The 15267-nt window shown below is 46.7% G+C and carries 13 protein-coding genes; all 13 read left to right on the forward strand.

The features are described from left to right. Positions 1 to 1061, forward strand: a 1061-nt coding sequence (locus CKF42_RS19980; protein WP_199559894.1) for a type VI secretion system Vgr family protein, incomplete at its 5' end; no start/stop codon positions are given. 2 nt (positions 1062 to 1063) lie between these two features. Next, the gene (locus CKF42_RS19985) at positions 1064 to 2221 is read left to right on the forward strand and encodes a DUF2169 domain-containing protein (protein WP_111209026.1); all 1158 of its coding nucleotides are present in this window, start codon (positions 1064 to 1066) and stop codon (positions 2219 to 2221) included. After that, the gene (locus CKF42_RS19990; protein WP_111209027.1) at positions 2211 to 3509 is read left to right on the forward strand and encodes a DUF4150 domain-containing protein; all 1299 of its coding nucleotides are present in this window, start codon (positions 2211 to 2213) and stop codon (positions 3507 to 3509) included. Before CKF42_RS19985 ends, CKF42_RS19990 begins: the two co-directional genes overlap by 11 nt. An 87-nt stretch (positions 3510 to 3596) precedes the next feature. Continuing rightward, positions 3597 to 4265, forward strand: coding sequence for an ankyrin repeat domain-containing protein (locus CKF42_RS19995; protein WP_369974612.1), 669 nt, complete (start codon positions 3597 to 3599; stop codon positions 4263 to 4265). Positions 4266 to 4679: 414 nt separating this feature from the next. Beyond that, positions 4680 to 5399: an ankyrin repeat domain-containing protein gene (locus CKF42_RS20000; protein ID WP_233501064.1), complete on the forward strand. Its 720-nt coding sequence runs from the start codon at positions 4680 to 4682 to the stop codon at positions 5397 to 5399. Between the two features lie 4 nt (positions 5400 to 5403). Beyond that, positions 5404 to 6282, forward strand: a complete 879-nt coding sequence (locus CKF42_RS20005; RefSeq protein WP_233501065.1) for an ankyrin repeat domain-containing protein — start codon at positions 5404 to 5406, stop codon at positions 6280 to 6282. A 330-nt stretch (positions 6283 to 6612) separates the two neighbouring features. After that, complete coding sequence (locus CKF42_RS20010) at positions 6613 to 10614, forward strand: RHS repeat-associated core domain-containing protein (protein ID WP_111209031.1); 4002 nt, start codon at positions 6613 to 6615, stop codon at positions 10612 to 10614. A gap of 1 nt (position 10615) precedes the next feature. Continuing rightward, complete coding sequence (locus tag CKF42_RS20015; protein ID WP_111209032.1) at positions 10616 to 10894, forward strand: hypothetical protein; 279 nt, start codon at positions 10616 to 10618, stop codon at positions 10892 to 10894. Positions 10895 to 11323: 429 nt separating this feature from the next. After that, on the forward strand, positions 11324 to 11644 hold the full coding sequence (locus CKF42_RS20020; protein ID WP_146239963.1) for a hypothetical protein: 321 nt from the start codon (positions 11324 to 11326) through the stop codon (positions 11642 to 11644). A 189-nt stretch (positions 11645 to 11833) separates the two neighbouring features. After that, entirely contained in the window at positions 11834 to 12079 is a 246-nt protein-coding gene (locus tag CKF42_RS20025) for an immunity protein Tsi6 family protein (protein ID WP_233501066.1), read from the forward strand. Between the two features lie 242 nt (positions 12080 to 12321). Further along, positions 12322 to 13413 (forward strand): ADP-ribosylarginine hydrolase Tri1, encoded by a 1092-nt coding sequence (tri1, locus tag CKF42_RS20030; RefSeq protein WP_111209034.1) that lies wholly within the window; start codon positions 12322 to 12324, stop codon positions 13411 to 13413. 526 nt (positions 13414 to 13939) lie between these two features. Further along, the gene (locus CKF42_RS20035) at positions 13940 to 14377 is read left to right on the forward strand and encodes a hypothetical protein (protein WP_111209035.1); all 438 of its coding nucleotides are present in this window, start codon (positions 13940 to 13942) and stop codon (positions 14375 to 14377) included. A gap of 519 nt (positions 14378 to 14896) precedes the next feature. Next, positions 14897 to 15267, forward strand: a 371-nt coding sequence (locus CKF42_RS20040) for a contractile injection system protein, VgrG/Pvc8 family (protein WP_233501067.1), incomplete at its 3' end; no start/stop codon positions are given.

Consider the following 15267-nt stretch of genomic DNA (forward strand, 5'->3'; position numbering starts at 1 on the left):
GGCCGAAGACCCACGGCCCGCAGACGGCGAAGGTGGTGGGGCCGAAGGGGGAGTCCATCTGGACGGACCGCTACGGGCGGGTGAAGGTGAAGTTTCACTGGGACCGTCTGGCAAAGGGTGACGACACCAGCTCCTGCTGGGTGCGCGTCTCCAGTGCGTGGGCGGGCCAGGGGTTCGGCGGGGTGCAGATCCCGCGCGTGAACGACGAGGTGGTGGTGGACTTCATCAACGGCGACCCGGACCGTCCGCTGATCATTGGTCGGGTGTACAACGAGGCGAGCATGCCGCCGTGGGCGCTGCCGGCGGCGGCGACGCAGATGGGTTTTCTGAGCCGGTCGAAGGACGGCACGGCGGACACCGCGAACGCGCTGAGGTTTGAGGATAAGGCGGGTGAAGAGCAGGTGTGGCTGCATGCTGAAAAGAATATGGACACTGAGGTGGAAAATGATGAAACCCACAGTGTTGGCAGCAACCGGACCAAGACCATCGGCGGCAACGAAACGACCGAGGTGAAGAAAAACCGCACTGAAACGGTCGATCAGAATGAAACCATTACTGTTCATCAGAACCGTACTGAGACGGTGGATGGAAATGAAACCATCACCATACACAGTAATCGTACTGAAACGGTCGATCAGAACGAAAATGTGCGAATCGGGCAAAACCAGTCCGTTACGGTTAATGGCAATCAGACGCTTAAGGTCGATCAGGCCAAAACTGAAACAATCGCACTGGCTTCCATGCTTAATGTCGGACTGGCTCAGAATACGAATATCGGTGCAGCCTATGTGCTTAACGTCGGCGCTGGCTGGATGACTAATGTCGGCGCAATGCAGATGCACAATGTTGGCATGAAATATTCGCTGAATGCCGGGCGGGATATCGCACTTTCTGCCGGGACAAACGCCGAGTTCAGTGCTGAAGACAAAATCACCCTGGTATGTGGCGAATCGATGATCGTGCTTGAGCAGAATGGCACCATCACCATCAGCGCGAATAAGATCAAGCTGGTCGGTGAGAAGGTGATTGATATCGACGGAACACAGATAGACATCAACTGATTATGGAAAATTTTGCTAATTACAGCGCTTTTCCGGCGCTGCTATTTGAGTCACTTGATCAGCATGACCATGGCTTTAACGTACTGGTGGCTCGTGTCAGTTATGACCTGGACATTATCAGCGGCAGGCTGACCTTGAGTGAAGATCAGGGAGAACTGGTCGAGCAGGATCATTACTACGATGAGCCCGGCACCAGTAGTGTACGTTTTGAAAGTGACCTGGCACCTTACAAACCCAGACTGGATGTGGTGATCAATGGCAGTGCGTGGGCACCTGAAGATAAGCCTGCACGGCATTTTACTGCAGGCGCCCGCATTGGTGACTTCACCCGCCTTCTGAATGTTTATGGCCCGCGTGAGTGGCGAAAAATGGTCACTGGCTGGCAACTGACGGATGCCAGACCCGTAACGCGACTGGATTTACGTTATGAATTTGCGCAGGGGGGGTGTTACAGGCTGGAAGGCGGAGAGGAGCTGGCTTCATCTGCCAACAGTGTTGGTGTTGGCTGGCTCCCGGCAAAAGCACAAAAAGAACTGAAACTGCAGCGCATTCCTGCCCCCCAGTTTGAATTACTTCCACAGCCTGTAAAAAAAATCGATGATGAAAATCTGCCGGCTGGATTTGGTTTCTATGGTCGGGGCTGGCATCCGCGCATTGCATTTGCCGGGACTTACGATGAAACGTGGAAACAGCATCGACATCCGTTTCTGCCCGCAGATTTTAGTTTCGACTACTGGTGCGGTGCGCATCCCTGGATGCAATTTCCCTTACCTAAACCCATGACGCATATTCCTGTCACTCTAAAAAACCTGATATCGCATCAGGAAAAGAGCGGACAGCAGATCGATTTTTCTGTGCCGGTAGAAACATTATTTGCCTTTGTGACCACGCAGCAGGGCGCCGGAGTAGCATATGATTTGCAACTCGACACGCTGGTTATCGATTTACCTACTCGCCGGATTCACTGCAGTTATCGCGCAGTCTTCTCCGAGCAACTCGAACCCGCTATGACAGAGCTACGCTTTATCGCATCTGGTGAGCGTCAAATGATGATGAAACGCGCACAACAGCAACTTAACGATGGTGAGGCTGACAGTTTTATCCCGCTGCCACCTTCCATGCTGGCTCATATGAACGGGGAGCGACGCTATGGCGGATAACTATGCCGCACGCAAAGATGGCGTATATAAAGTCGTTGGATTAGCGCCCGATCTCTGTTTCACCCCCGGCATTCAGCCACCGGTACCTTATCCGGTAACGGCTACACTGGCACCGTCGAAAAGCACCGTAGATAGCGTGAAATTTAATGGTCATCCGGCATTTGTCTACAAAATCAGTTATGTGCCTACCACGATTGGTGATGCAGCAGGACGCAACAAAGGTGTAGTCAGTGGGACGGTTGAGGGAGACTGCTGGTCAATTGAACACAGCCCGGATACGTATATTGGTGGATTTCCTCTGAATCGCGTGCAGGATATGTTTGCCATGAATGGCAAAGCTCTTGGTGGACGCGGCGGGAATCTGACCAAGAAAGAGACATGGGAAAGGCGTAAAGCGCTGATTGAAAAGGGCAAGAAAAGCAAAGATCCTAAGGTAGTGCAGGCAGCTTTGCGGCTTGAGCAGAATAATACCGGTATGGAGAAGGCGAGGCTGGCTGACTACGTTTATGAGCCCCGAGATCCTACTAAGCCTATGCCTGACATCCCAGAAGGCTGGAAAGATATCAGTGATGATCCTAAGGCTTTGGCTAAATATAACCTTACGCCTAAATCATTAAAAATCGCGAAAGAACCCGGATTTCGGGCAAGGGTTTATGAACCAGATGAAGCGGTTTTTGGAAAAGATATGTCTGCATCCGTCGTATTCAGAGGAACGAGGATGACTGAAGCTGTTGACTGGAAAAACAATCTACAACAGGGCATAGGGGTAGAGTCCAAATATTACAAGCAGGCTGTAACAATAGGCACGTCTGTTCGACGCTCTTCTGCTCCCATTGATATGACCGGGCACTCTCTGGGAGGTGGGATGGCTTCTTCGGCTTCACGTGCTAGTGGAAGAACAGGCTGGACATTCAATGCTGCAGGATTGAAATCGTCTACGGTTAAAAAATACAGTGGTGAGGCGCCACCTTCTGAAACAACAGAAAATATTTCAGCTTATCGTGTCAATGGTGAAGTTCTTACTATGATCCAGGAACCGGGGTTTTGGGCAGGAGCTGCTGTTGTTGGCGGGTTAGGATGGGCTGGATTTAAAAAGTTTGGCCCCTGGGGAGCGGTTGCAGGCAGTGCGCTAGGCATGGGATTGATAATGTCGCCTTCTGCGGTCGGTAAGAAGCATCCTATGGAGGGTGGTCAGGGAAGCGCAATTGATAAGCATGGGATGGATCAGGTAAAACACTGTATAGAACTGGAGAAAGATAATGATGAGAAATTATTATCTTTAATTTAAGGAGAAAAAATGATCAAATCTTTTTTTAGAAAAATAGTCCGTTATAGTGGGTTTGTGTTTTTAATATCGGTTTCAGGATGTCATGCAATGAGTAAATATCCGCCAGAGCAATTTTTCCACGGTACGCAGTTGAGTTTAGCCCAGGCTATCGTCAGTGAAAATATCGCCGAAGTGAAGAAGATAACCCCTGATACGTCGCTAAATAAACCCGGCGAGCAGGACATGACCTTGCTCTATTTTGCCTTGCAGCAAGCGCAGGATAGAAAAAGCCAACAATTAGAAATTATGAGTCAGCTTGTCAAAGCTGGCGCTGATCCGCTTCAGGATGTCCCTGATATGGGTAGTGTTGCAGAAGTCGTTGCCACTTCTCCGCATCCGGAGTTTATGAAGGCATTGATTGACGGTGGGATGAACGTCAATGTGAAAGTTCAGGGGCAACCCTTACTGCATGATGCTGCATCGGACGATACCATAAAAACGTTAGCATTGATGGTGGAGCGTGGTGCAGATGTGAACGCTACAGATTCGCTGGGGAAATCGACTGTAATGGCTGCACTGGATGGAATGCAGTTAGACACTGTCGAGTGGCTATTAAACCACGGAGCGAATCCCAATAGTGTTGAAACAAATACTGGCTGGTCTTTTATGCGCCAACTGGACGATGTGATCAAACGGAATAATGGAGAGAAAGGTGCTACGCAGGACAAGCTAATGGAAATACTTAAGCTTGCTAAGCAGAAAGGTGGGCGGGCTTAGTTCAGGCTTTGAAGATAAGTTTGTGGCGGGTTGTCGTTAGCGAAGAGACAAGGATGTCTTTCTGTTTTTTAAAAAAGGCTTAAATTTTATTTTTTAACATCAATAGAGTTTTCTTTTAAAAAGCACGTTGAAATTTGAAGTGTTTCTCAATATCTTTACTGCTCTTTCTCTGGTAGGGGCTTATTTTTTGTTCAGCCAGGAGCTGGCGCTATAAAAAATTAATAGATAAAGGGCTATTGGCACATCTGATAGCATTAATTTAACTCGTTTTCGTCAGGCAGGGAATTAAATTAATCCTGCTGCCAGAATTGATAGATAATCTTTAGTATCTTGTCCGAAAAATAGATTTCTATTTAAATCGGTTTTGGAGTCTGTAAAGATCTTTAATGTTTTAGACATTACCAGAGGTGCAGGTTGAATCATTTAAGAAGGATGATTTTTTTATTTTCTTTTTTAACTCTTCAGGCTTGTGATGATGTTAAAAAAATCCATCCGGAAGAACACTTCTCAGGAAGTCAGTTACAACTGGCGCAGGCAATTAAAGATGGTAATGTTAATGAGGTAGAGAAATTATCAACGCAGACTGATCTTAATAAGCCTGGCGAAAAGGGCTTGACGATTTTGTATTATGCCCTCAGTGAAGCTCAAAAAAAGGACATTAACAGACTCAATGTAATGAGTGCTTTAGTGAAGCATGGCGCCGATCCTCTTCAATACGTTGCCGATATGGGTTCTGTGGCAAGTAACACAGCGGGATATTCAGATCCTGCTTTTGTCAAAGCATTGATTAAAGGAGGAATGGATAAAAATGCGAGGTTTAGCAGCACGCCGATAATATTTTATGCAACTAATGAAAAAGCCTTTCCGACTCTGAAATATCTTGTAGAGATTGGTACTGATGTTAATGCCAAAGATAGTCTTGGACAAACGGCAATATTTGAAGGGATATATGGCGAGCAATATGATCAGGTTGAATACCTTCTTAAGCATGGTGCCGATGCAAATGTGACCAATGTTAATAAGGTGACATTTAATCAATTATTGGATAGATCCGTTAACAATACTAATAAAGAAAACGTGAAAACTATTGATAAGCTGAAAGAGATAAAAGCGCTGGCGCAAGCAAACCGATAGGGTTTTGGATGAGGCTGAGTGGTATGGGTTAGTTGCACGCAAATCGTCAGATGATTTGCGTCCTAGCCTGACCTATAACACGAGGGTCAGACCACAAAAAAGAGTCCCTGTCACTATTCGTAATAAGTTTTTTGAATTTGCATCGAATCGCTGGAGGTACAGCTTGAGCCTTGTCAGGCGAATGGTTATTTTATTTTCTTTGTTAACTCTTCAGGCTTGCGACGACACGAAAAAGATCTATCCCGAGGATTACTTTTCAGGGGATCAGTTACAACTGGCTCAGGCAATCGAAGAGGGCAACGTTGATGAGGTGGAAAAATTATCAACGCAAACCGATCTTAATAAGTCTGGCGAAAAGGATTTAACGCTTTTGTATTATGCATTGAGTGAGGCATCAAAAAAGGAAGTTAACAGAATCAATATATTGAGTGTTTTAGTAAAACATGGCGCTAATCCTCTTCAATACGTTGTCGACATGGGATCTGTGGCAACTAATACAGCAGGGTACGCAGACCCTGTGTTTTTTAAAGCCTTAATTAAAGGCGGGATGGATAAAAATGCGAGATTTGAAAGCACGCCGATAATATTTTATGCAACAAATGAAAGATCCTTCCCGACTCTGAAATATCTTGTAGAGATTGGTACTGATGTCAATGCAAAAGATAGCTTAGGTCAAACGGCAATTTTTCAAGGTCTGTATGGTCAACAATATGATCAGGTTGAATACCTTCTCAATCATGGCGCAGATGCAAATATTACTGATGTTAATAATGTGACTTTCAATCAGCTCCTGGATAAAATTATTAGTAATACAAATAAAGATAATGTAAAAGCTATTGATAAGCTGAATGAGATAAAAGCGCTAGCACAAGGGGGCCGATAGGGTTTAGACCAGGCTGAGTGGTATGGGGTAGTTGTATGCAATTCGCCAGGCAATATTAGTGTCAGCCTGTCCTGTACTGCTATGTTCAGACCATAAAAACAGAGTTCTTGTCATTATTCGGGACAAGTTCCTTGATTCTGCATCGGGTAGCCTTTGTGGCAAACTCTGGTTACTGCACCCTATTTCTCATCCCATCCCCGAAATGATCAAATGCAGGCCGGGCTGATTTTTTCTGTTATCGCGCCGCCTGATGTGATCTCTTATTCCCGGGTAAATTCGTTTTATCAATAACTTTATTCTTCATCCTGTAAATGTTCGCACGGAGCTCCAATGGCAACCGGAAATACGATTGGTAAATTACAATATGCGCCTGCGCCACAAGGCCATGTGGCGGCGGGCAGTGCCAACCCGCCGAAAAAGAAAAGCTGGTGGAGCAATTATGGCGACTGGGTGCATACCGGCCTGGATGTTTTAGGTGCCGTACCGGTTGTTGGCGCAGTTGCCGACGGCGCGAACGCGGCAATTTACACCGCAGAAGGCGATTATGGTAACGCAGCACTTTCAGCTGCTTCGGCGGCAGCTAACTTTGTACCCGGCGGGGGCGCTGCGTTTAAAGCGGGGAAACTGGCCGCAAAGGCAGGTAAAGCAGTCGAAGCCGCGAAAGCGGGCAAGGGTATTGCAAAAGAAGGTGCTGAGCTGGCAGAAAAAGCAGCAGCCAAAGCTGAAACGACCGCCGCTAAAGCCGAAGCTAAAGCCGCTAAAAAAGAGGCTGATGAAGTTATCAGCGCGAAAAAAGCGGGCAGTGAAAAAGGGGGCAGCGATAAAGGCCATGCTCAGAAAAAGACTGAACCGTGTAAAATTCCGGCAAGGCCTCTGCCGCAGGTGGAAATGGCGGTAGGTAGTCCTGTTAACCCTGTGCTGGGTATCAAGCTGCTGTTCGGCCCTGAAGACAATGATTTCTCTTTTCCGGCCTCGGTCCCCCTCAACTGGCAACGCTACTATTTTTCTGACGAAACGGGTAATGGCTGGCTGGGGCAGGGCTGGTCTCTGCCCATCTCACAGGAAGTGCGCAGAAAAAATCATTTGCTGATATTGATCGATGAGCAGGGGCGCGAAATAGAGTTTCCTTATCCTGAGGCAGGACGCAGGCCACAACTTCATCGCTATGAACAGCTCTCTCTCTCACAACCGCAGGCAGAGGAATTCTGCATTTCAGACGCGGATGAAAGTCAGCACTGGCACTTTACGCATAAAGCTGAATCTGACCGCTGGCTGTTATCAGCCATCAGTGACCGTCACGGCAACCGCCTGACACTGCGTTACGATACCCGGAATCTGCCTGTACAGATTGAAGATAGCGCTGGCCGTCGATTTAATATCACCTTTTCAACATTTTCATCGGATACGGGTATCCCCTTAATCCGTATCACCAGCGTCAGCGTCTGTTATCCGTCTGATCCTCTGAATGCTGAAATTCTGTGCCGCTACGATTATTCGACGCAGGGCGATCTTATTGCTGTGCGTAACGAGCTCAACGAGGTGCTGCGTGAATTCCGCTACCGCAACCATATTATGGTGGCGCATCGTCGCGCGGGCGAAATGGAGTGTTTTTATCATTACGACACCTATGCTTCTGAAGGAAAGGTCCTGGCACATCGTGACAGCCTCGGCGGGGAATGGCGTTTTGAGTATGGCCATCAGTCCACAACGGTCACGGATGCCCTGGGACGCGTAACCCGTTACGACTTTGACGATAACCAGGAACTGATCGGCTATCAGGATGCGATGGAAGGTTATATTCGTATCAGACGGAATGTTCGCGGTCAGATGACAGAACTCACCGATCAGTGCGGCCGGGTAACGCGTTACCGCTATGATGAACGTGGCAACTGTACGGCCATTATTGAGCCAGACGGTCAGACTACACGTTTTGACTATCACGAACGCTGGAATATGCCGGTTCGTGTGACCAACATGCTGGGTGGCACCCGGGAATTTAGTTACGACACAGCAGGAAACTTAATCCGCTTCTCGGATGAGATAGGTCGCATTACAGAATATAACCATGACGATCGCGGCAATCTGGTCAGGGTGCGTGATGCTGCAGCGGGCGTACAAACGTTATGCTGGAACCAGGCCAACTTCCTTATCAGTCATACCGACTGCTCCGGCCGGACCACCACCTTCGATTATGATAAATATGGCTGGATGAAGCAGCAGACTGATGCAGCAGGCTGCCTGACGCAGTTTTTTAACCGGTGGAATGGGCTGCCTCAGCAGATAGTGCATGCCGATGGTGGATCAGAGAGTTTTGAGTTTGATCGCTGGAAACGGCTGGTTGCATGGCAGGATCCTCAGGGGCAGGTTACACGCTGGACACTGGCAGCGGATGGCGTGCCGTTATCGCGAACTGATGCACTCGGCCACAGCATTGGCTACGAATATGATCTGGCCCGTCGCCTGACCGCACTGACTAATGAAAATGGCGCACGTTATGCCTTTTGCTACGATGCCCGGGATAACCGGATAGAGGAGCGCGGGTTTGATGGGTGTAAAACGCGTTATGAATATGATGAGAGTGGCTGGCTGCTGGCTCGCATTGAAGAAGGCGATGGCAGCGGGCCGGTAATCCAGTCACGCTATCAGCGTGACGCGGCCGGGCGATTGCTGGAAAAAATGGTGTCGCGCGGAGGCGATGCAGTATGGCAGCGTACCCGCTATCGTTATGATGCGCTGGGTCGCCTGACTGCAGGGGTAAATCACGGCGGTCGCTCTGAGCTGGAATGGGACGATGCAGGTCAGTTACTTGCTGAGCGGACGCTGGTTAGGGGGCACCGTTACGAACTGCACCACAGCTATGATGAACTGGGTAACCGGACGCATACCACCTTGCCGGATGGCCGGGAACTGAAGCAGTTTTATTACGGCAGCGGGCATCGGGTCCAGGTTAACTTTGGTAACCGGGTCATCAGCGAAAGCGAACGTGACGTCCTGCATCGGGAAGTGCGACGCACCCAGGGCGCAATCACCAGTGAATATCTGCACGACGAGATGGGACGGCTGATAAGCCAGCGTGCGGGCCGTGGCGCTCAGTCAGCGGTGGCACGCGAGTATGTCTGGCGGCGCGATGGACAGCTGACGCAAATGACAGATAAATACACGGGCGATTATCGTTACGAATATGACGCGCTGGGACGCATGACGCGGGCGCGTGATGAGTATTTTGCCTTTGACCCGGCGCACAATCTGCTGAGCGAGGCCCAGGCGCAGCCCCTGCAGGATAACCGACTCAGGGTTTATGAAGATAAACGCTGGACCTATGACTGTTTCGGCAATGTGACGCGCAAACAGAGTGGCCGACACACAGATCAGCAGTTTATCTGGAACGCTGAACACCAGCTGACCGAATCGGTGAGCACCCGAAACGGGACCGAGCAGCGAACCACCTACGGCTACGATGCATTTGGCCGCCGAAGCTGGAAACGCGATGCTTTTGGTATTGCGCGCTTCATCTGGGAAGGCAATCGCCTGCTGAGTGAGGTGAGAGGCTCACGCCAGCACCTCTGGATTTACGAGGATGGAAACTTTGCTCCCCTGGCGCAGATCAGTCTGCAGCAGGGTCAAACGGAGAATGAAGCTCAGGTTAACTGGTATCACAATGATGTGTCAGGTCTGCCACGGGAGCTGACCGGAACTAATGGCAGTGTGGTCTGGCGTGCCGTCTATCGTGCCTGGGGTAATACACTGCGCACAGAGCAGGTCGCAGTAGAGAATGCAGAGCCGATTTATCAGCCGCTGCGCTATCAGGGTCAGTATTTCGATGCGGAAACAGGTTTGCACTATAACCGTTTTCGCTATTATGATCCGGATGCGGGCAGGTTTGTGAGCCAGGATCCGATAGGGCTTGCTGGTGGGGTAAATCTTTATCAGTATGCGCCGAATCCGCTGAGTTGGGTGGATCCGCTGGGGTTGAGTAGGTGTAGTAACAAAGAGGCCAATGCTTATTCCACAGCCTATGAAATGAAACTTGCTAAAACATCTTATCCTGGTGTCTCACGCGGTCGACATTTCCAGGAAGCAAATGAATCTTTATTGAAAGCAATGGAGTCGGATAAAAATTTTGCTAACACTATGAAAGAGTTGGGTATTAATCTTGAACGCACACCTACAGGGCTGGCTCCGAGAAAACCACCGGAAGGCTGGACTTGGCACCACGAACTTGATGAAGGATCAATGCGATTAGTTCCTCGCTCTCAGCACACTCCAGGAAGTGAGTTCTGGAAAGTATTACATCCTAATGGTTACGGCGGATATGCCCTATGGGGGAAATGAAATGACCTTGAATGATGTTATAAAACAGCTCGATAGCTTGGACGATGAAAACACTATCTATGTGAAGAAGCCATGGAGTCCTGACGCAGAGGCCATTGTTGCAACGGAACCTGATGAGGGGGGAGTGCCGGATGAAGCAGCAAAAATAAATGCAGAATATTTTTTAGAGATATTCCTGGCTAATGAATTTTTAGAAGGTTGGTTGTCAAACCTAGATCAGAAACCATCAGTTAAAGATCAGTGTCTGCGCTTAATCAAATATGCTGAAAATGATGCCTGATGCTAAAATAAACCGGAAGCGATCTTAACGATCCTTCCGTCTTTTTACATTCAGCCGCTGACCTGTGCCAGGAGTGTATCGTTCTGATGCCGAGTATGTCTGGCATCCCGCTTCTGTTCCACACTTTCAAAGGCACCGAAGCGCTGTGTAAAAAGATTCAGGTTGGTAATTCATTTTTAAAACGGATGGCAACAGCATGGAAATCGTGACATTTTTATTATTTTTATTAGTGACGGTATATTTTATCTGGAGCAGTACGTTTTCCTATGGAAAAAACGCTGGTTGTTATAAAGAAAGCTTTTATCAGGACCTTCATCGCTATCGGATTCCTGCTTAAAGGACTGACAGCTATATCCCGGGTTTAACCTCAGATGCTTATGATTGCCATGTGGTAAGTTGCCGAATGGTGTTTGTGAAACGGTTGTTTCCATGGAGAATTTAGATAAAGGGATAGACTATCAAGTTTATGGCTTAAAACAGGAGGGATTTATGATTGAAGCTAAGATTGTTAAGTCTCGCCAAGGTGACTTTAATTTACTGCATTCGGGTAGTGAATGGTTTATAGGCGTTCTTATTCCAAATTTTTATCCAAATACACATTTTGATGTTAGCAAAATATTTATATTAGATGAAAATGATATTCTTCATAAAGAGGATTTTGACTATTTAATAAGGTTGGCCGAGTCTGTTCGTAAGGATTGGGTCAGGTTCTCTGATAGAGAGGTTGAAAATATTAAAGTGGTGAGGTGATTTATAATACGTAAATAAATAGTTCCCCTTCCCAGAAAATCGCATTTTTAGAGATTCAATTCTTAGAGGTTTTTGCATTAAGTTACTCCAAGATAGGTTTTTGGTAGTCTATGCACATAAATAAGGTAGGCTCAGGGTTTTTTATTTAGATCTGCCTTTGCTCTCAAACGAGAATGGTGCATCATGGTTATGATAAATAAAAAAGAATATACCGCTCTTGACTACATTAACGATGCTATTGATATCACTAATCAAAGAGTCTTAGATAAGCATGATTTTATAGTTTTTCAAGTTGCTCTGAAACAGCTTATTTATGTAAAAAAAATATTAACTGGTGAAGAAAATGATAAAAGTGTCCTGCATAGTATGAATCTGGGGAGTCTGGCTTCCAAAGAGTTTGATACAACTGACCCAGAGCTTGCTAAACATCTTTAAAACGCAAATTATATTGCCTCTCAAATAGGCGCTGGGCTAAAAGTTATCCTTCCTCATCAAACCGATCCAGGATATGAAAAGCGTAAAAAGAGATATTTGAAACCTCAGAAATAAATGGATGGTGATATATTAATTTATAAATCTAGTGTAAGTAAATGAAATGAGGTGACATTATAAAATTTACTCGTGTTTTAATTGGTTTTTTGAGATTGTTTAAGGGTGTGAATTTGTAAGGAGGTTTTATGATTGATCTAAGAGCTGACGAGTTTGAAATTTTTGTCTATGCGAAACGTTATGCTCATTTAACGCCTCAACCTTCGCGGCAGTTAATGAATAGAATGTCTTTTGATCCTAAACCCTTGAGAAGCCATCCTGATGATGGAGCTAAACCTGAATGGATGAAATCGCTCCCTCAAAAAATCAATAATGAGCAAGCATTAGATAAATGTCAGGGCGCTTTAATCGGCTTGGCGGTTGGAGATGCTGTTGGCACGACTCTGGAATTTATGCCAAGAGATAAAGCTCACGTTGATGATATGGTTGGAATGGGACCTTTCTCTCTTAAACCCGGTGAGTGGACTGATGACACCTCAATGGCGCTGTGTCTCGCTGAAACATATATTGAAAGCAATAAATGTGATATCACATTATTTCGTAAAAAACTGCTTAGCTGGTATAAAAATGGGACAAATAGTTCAAATGGCGTGTGCTTTGATATAGGTAACTCAACGCGCTTTGCGCTTGAGCAATTTGAACAGCACGGGCCCTCCTGGATGGGGAATACTTCTCCTGAAACAGCTGGTAATGCTGCATTAATTCGCCATGCTCCGGCTGCTATTTTTAGAAGAAAATCTTTTGTTGATGGTTGGCGTGATGCCGCGTTGCAGAGTAAAGCTACACATTACGCTCCAGAATCAATTAATTGTTGTCGTTTTTTTAATGTAATACTTCATTATCTTTTAAACGGTTATAATAAGAGCGAAAGTTTTGCGCCTCATCTCATGGCCACATCACTACGTGTCCTGCTTATCAATGCCGGTGAATATAAAGAAAAGCATCGTGACCAAATTCGCTCATCCGGTTACGTTATCGACACCCTGGAAGCAGCATTATGGGCCGTCTGGCATACAGATAATTTTAAAGATGCCATTTTGCTGGCGGCAAATCTTGCTGATGATGCTGACAGCGTGGCAGCAACCGCAGGCCAGTTAGCGGGCGCATTGTATGGTTTATCAGGCATCCCTGAGGAATGGGTTGATAAAATAGTACAAAAAGACAGAATTCTTTCAATGGCAAAAGAGCTGTTTCAGCTTGCACCGGAAGAAAAAGATTGATAATAAAATCCCATATCAGATATGGGATTTTTTTTAACAAAACCTGGCGTTCAAATGAAATTTTTTCTCGTATATCATAAATGCGTCGGATTGAATGTTCAATAATTAGGCTCAATGAAAATTTTTAGCAGTAAAGTGATATGTGATACGTGTTTTTTTGATTAAAGCCATTTAAAAGCCAACCTTCGCCCATGTTTTCCGGCCGAAATACAGATTGGATATTGATTACAAAAATTATCCTGTCGATTATGTTAATCAATATTACCCTTTTATGCAGGCATTGGTTTTGAAAGGTGGTTTAATCCCGCAATATATTTCTTATAACCATAAGATGCTTTAAGTAAATATCATTTGACTTTCACTTACCAATCTCACAATCAGTTCTTTCTGTACGAAAAAGCATGTGTTCACGCAATACTGTAATGCTGCCAATGGACGGCTTGCTACTCTACGCGTTTAAAGTCAGTGAGGGGCTATATAAACCTTTCCTGATAATTCATTTATTTTTAACAGGGATAACAATGTCATGGAAAACATAGTATTTTTGTTTTTCTTTTTAGTGACTGCATATTTTATCTGGAGTAGTAAGATTTCCTATGGGAAAAGAACCCTGGTCAGTATAGGGAAAGCTTTTATCGGGGTTTTTATCGCCATTATTGCTATTGGGTTCGTGCTTAAAGCACTGGCAGCGATAATCCCAGGTTTTACCAGGGACGCGGCAGGGGATTTAATGGAGAAAATAGGGGTGTCATTACTGTTTGTATGGGGGATGAGGTATATACTTGTTGCATTGTGCAATATGTTTGGCACTATCATGGATTTCCACAAGAAATATAACAATGATAATTACAGGAAGTTTTCACCGATAACCAGTAAGCTGGCACCCTGGCTGTTCATCTTTTTAAAGGCCATTCTTACTTTTGGCTCTATAATCATTTATTACGGAATCTGGCTTGCGAATTAGATTAAGCAGGGAGACAGACTATGGGTATCAGTACAGGATATGATTTTCCTCTTACGTCGGGTTTCTCTCACTAACAGATCCAGCAGCGTTTTTCTAACATCTTTATGGTAAGCCATCGGATAAGGCTAGTTTTGCGGATGTATTAACCCTGAAACGCACACTTCCGGTGACACCGTGTTCTCACGATACACTTATCTGAAAGAGTACAACCGGAACAGCGTCAGTGGGAACTCAACTCACCATATGATGCATTGCAACAGTTAAAGACGCTTATCTGACATGCAGCAATAGCCGCTTAATTCACCGATGCCCGTCAGTCCGGATAATCACTATGTATTTATCGTATCACTATCTTTCTGCCGGTCGGTAGTCTGCGATTCTGGAAGCTCAGCTGTCGCGAGCAACTTACCGGCGCCATTGAGTTATTGAGCACCGGCGCGCGTCCTGACCATAAATTCAGAACCCATCCACCTTGCTGACTTGCCCTATCGTCAGTTTTGTCTGTACGGAAAAAAGACTATGTACTCACGCATTACTGCACAGCTGCCGGCGGACGGCCTGCTGTTCCACACGCTCAAGGGCACCGAGGCGCTGTCGCACCCGTTTGTGCTCACCGCCGAGCTGCTCTCCACCGACGCGCGCATCGACCGCCACGCCCTGCTGGGTCAGCCGGTGACGTTCACGCTGCCCACCGACGGCCTGATGAGCGCGCTGAGCCCGCGCTACCTCAACGGTAAAATCACCCGGGTGGCGGTGCGCAGCCAGGAGCTGAACGGCACGCGCTACGCGTGCTATGAGCTGACGGTGGAGCCGGACCTGTGGCCGATGAAGCGGGACCGCAACCTGCGCATCTTCCAGAGCCAGACGGTGCCGCAGATAGTGCAGACGCT

This window comes from Pantoea sp. ARC270, assembly GCF_003236725.1.
Taxonomy (GTDB): Bacteria; Pseudomonadota; Gammaproteobacteria; order Enterobacterales; family Enterobacteriaceae; genus Pantoea; species Pantoea anthophila.

Coding starts and splice junctions, on each gene's coding strand:
- CKF42_RS19995 (WP_369974612.1), top strand. CDS start 3,597: ATGAGTAAATATCCGCCAGAGCAATTTTTCCACGGTACGCAGTTGAGT.
- CKF42_RS20025 (WP_233501066.1), top strand. CDS start 11,834: ATGATAAATAAAAAAGAATATACCGCTCTTGACTACATTAACGATGCT.
- CKF42_RS20010 (WP_111209031.1), top strand. CDS start 6,613: ATGGCAACCGGAAATACGATTGGTAAATTACAATATGCGCCTGCGCCA.
- CKF42_RS19985 (WP_111209026.1), top strand. CDS start 1,064: ATGGAAAATTTTGCTAATTACAGCGCTTTTCCGGCGCTGCTATTTGAG.
- CKF42_RS20035 (WP_111209035.1), top strand. CDS start 13,940: ATGGAAAACATAGTATTTTTGTTTTTCTTTTTAGTGACTGCATATTTT.
- CKF42_RS20020 (WP_146239963.1), top strand. CDS start 11,324: ATGGAGAATTTAGATAAAGGGATAGACTATCAAGTTTATGGCTTAAAA.
- tri1 (WP_111209034.1), top strand. CDS start 12,322: ATGATTGATCTAAGAGCTGACGAGTTTGAAATTTTTGTCTATGCGAAA.
- CKF42_RS20015 (WP_111209032.1), top strand. CDS start 10,616: ATGACCTTGAATGATGTTATAAAACAGCTCGATAGCTTGGACGATGAA.
- CKF42_RS19990 (WP_111209027.1), top strand. CDS start 2,211: ATGGCGGATAACTATGCCGCACGCAAAGATGGCGTATATAAAGTCGTT.